2 rRNA genes are annotated in these 3,191 nt (G+C 57.9%); both read right to left on the reverse strand.

What is annotated here, in order from left to right:
* A 23S ribosomal RNA gene (locus ACZ4TO_RS38960) occupies positions 1-1,542 on the reverse strand; the annotation flags it as partial.
* 313 nt (positions 1,543-1,855) lie between these two features.
* Positions 1,856-3,191: ribosomal RNA gene (locus tag ACZ4TO_RS38965) — 16S ribosomal RNA — on the reverse strand; the annotation flags it as partial.

Raw genomic sequence — 3,191 nt, forward strand, 5'->3', positions numbered from 1 at the left:
TCGATGTTTGACGCTTCACAGCGGGTACCGGAATATCAACCGGTTATCCATCGACTACGCCTGTCGGCCTCGCCTTAGGTCCCGACTTACCCTGGGCAGATCAGCTTGACCCAGGAACCCTTAGTCAATCGGCGCACACGTTTCTCACGTGTGTATCGCTACTCATGCCTGCATTCTCACTCGTGAACCGTCCACCACTGCCTTCCGGCGCGGCTTCACCCGGCACACGACGCTCCCCTACCCATCACAGCGGGCGTTGGCCCTATTGCTGCAATGACACGACTTCGGCGGTACGCTTGAGCCCCGCTACATTGTCGGCGCGGAATCACTAGACCAGTGAGCTATTACGCACTCTTTCAAGGGTGGCTGCTTCTAAGCCAACCTCCTGGTTGTCTCTGCGACTCCACATCCTTTCCCACTTAGCGTACGCTTAGGGGCCTTAGTCGATGCTCTGGGCTGTTTCCCTCTCGACCATGGAGCTTATCCCCCACAGTCTCACTGCCGCGCTCTCACTTACCGGCATTCGGAGTTTGGCTAAGGTCAGTAACCCGGTAGGGCCCATCGCCTATCCAGTGCTCTACCTCCGGCAAGAAACACACGACGCTGCACCTAAATGCATTTCGGGGAGAACCAGCTATCACGGAGTTTGATTGGCCTTTCACCCCTAACCACAGGTCATCCCCCAGGTTTTCAACCCTGGTGGGTTCGGTCCTCCACGACCTCTTACAGCCGCTTCAACCTGCCCATGGCTAGATCACTCCGCTTCGGGTCTTGAGCGCGCTACTGAATCGCCCTATTCGGACTCGCTTTCGCTACGGCTTCCCCACACGGGTTAACCTCGCAACGCACCGCAAACTCGCAGGCTCATTCTTCAAAAGGCACGCAGTCACGAGGCAAGCACAAGTGCTTGCCCGACGCTCCCACGGCTTGTAGGCACACGGTTTCAGGTACTATTTCACTCCGCTCCCGCGGTACTTTTCACCATTCCCTCACGGTACTATCCGCTATCGGTCACCAGGGAATATTTAGGCTTAGCGGGTGGTCCCGCCAGATTCACACGGGATTTCTCGGGCCCCGTGCTACTTGGGTGTCTCTCAAACGAGCCGTTGATGTTTCGACTACGGGGGTCTTACCCTCTACGCCGGACCTTTCGCATGTCCTTCGCCTACATCAACGGTTTCTGACTCGCCTCACAGCCGGCAGACTGTGAAAGAGAGATCCCACAACCCCCTGCATGCAACCCCTGCCGGGTCTCACACATACAAGGTTTGGCCTCATCCGGTTTCGCTCGCCACTACTCCCGGAATCACGGTTGTTTTCTCTTCCTGCGGGTACTGAGATGTTTCACTTCCCCGCGTTCCCTCCACATACCCTATGTGTTCAGGTATGGGTGACAGCCCATGACGACTGCCGGGTTTCCCCATTCGGAAACCCCCGGATCAAAGCCTGGTTGACGGCTCCCCGGGGACTATCGTGGCCTCCCACGTCCTTCATCGGTTCCTGGTGCCAAGGCATCCACCGTGCGCCCTTAAAAACTTGGCCACAGATGCTCGCGTCCACTGTGCAGTTCTCAAACAACGACCAACCACCCATCACCCCGAACCAGAGTTCGAGTGCACTGGGGCCGGCACTGAAGGCAGCCATATCGGCCGTACCCTCAGACACCCAACAACGTGCCCGGCACTCTCGCCACTCGTGATCAGCTTTCCACGCTCCGAAGAGCAGTACTGGCAGCCCGAGATGACTGAAAGTGCCGAATAATCAACGTTCCACCCATGAGCAACCACCGTCGAACGTTTGCCGACGTAATGGCCCTGGACCACCAAGCAAGCTTGGCGGCCTAGATGCTCCTTAGAAAGGAGGTGATCCAGCCGCACCTTCCGGTACGGCTACCTTGTTACGACTTCGTCCCAATCGCCAGTCCCACCTTCGACAGCTCCCTCCCACAAGGGGTTGGGCCACCGGCTTCGGGTGTTACCGACTTTCGTGACGTGACGGGCGGTGTGTACAAGGCCCGGGAACGTATTCACCGCAGCAATGCTGATCTGCGATTACTAGCAACTCCGACTTCATGGGGTCGAGTTGCAGACCCCAATCCGAACTGAGACAGGCTTTTTGAGATTCGCTCCGCCTCACGGCTTCGCAGCTCTTTGTACCTGCCATTGTAGCACGTGTGCAGCCCAAGACATAAGGGGCATGATGACTTGACGTCGTCCCCACCTTCCTCCGAGTTGACCCCGGCAGTCTCCTGTGAGTCCCCATCACCCCGAAGGGCATGCTGGCAACACAGAACAAGGGTTGCGCTCGTTGCGGGACTTAACCCAACATCTCACGACACGAGCTGACGACAGCCATGCACCACCTGTACACCGACCACAAGGGGGGCACTATCTCTAATGCTTTCCGGTGTATGTCAAGCCTTGGTAAGGTTCTTCGCGTTGCGTCGAATTAAGCCACATGCTCCGCTGCTTGTGCGGGCCCCCGTCAATTCCTTTGAGTTTTAGCCTTGCGGCCGTACTCCCCAGGCGGGGAACTTAATGCGTTAGCTGCGGCACCGACGACGTGGAATGTCGCCAACACCTAGTTCCCACCGTTTACGGCGTGGACTACCAGGGTATCTAATCCTGTTCGCTCCCCACGCTTTCGCTCCTCAGCGTCAGTAATGGCCCAGAGATCCGCCTTCGCCACCGGTGTTCCTCCTGATATCTGCGCATTTCACCGCTACACCAGGAATTCCGATCTCCCCTACCACACTCTAGCTAGCCCGTATCGAATGCAGACCCGGGGTTAAGCCCCGGGCTTTCACACCCGACGTGACAAGCCGCCTACGAGCTCTTTACGCCCAATAATTCCGGACAACGCTTGCGCCCTACGTATTACCGCGGCTGCTGGCACGTAGTTAGCCGGCGCTTCTTCTGCAGGTACCGTCACTTTCGCTTCTTCCCTGCTGAAAGAGGTTTACAACCCGAAGGCCGTCATCCCTCACGCGGCGTCGCTGCATCAGGCTTTCGCCCATTGTGCAATATTCCCCACTGCTGCCTCCCGTAGGAGTCTGGGCCGTGTCTCAGTCCCAGTGTGGCCGGTCGCCCTCTCAGGCCGGCTACCCGTCGTCGCCTTGGTGAGCCACTACCTCACCAACAAGCTGATAGGCCGCGGGCTCATCCTTCACCGCCGGAGCTTTTAACCCCCAC

This window comes from Streptomyces sp. NPDC028298 (assembly GCF_055565895.1).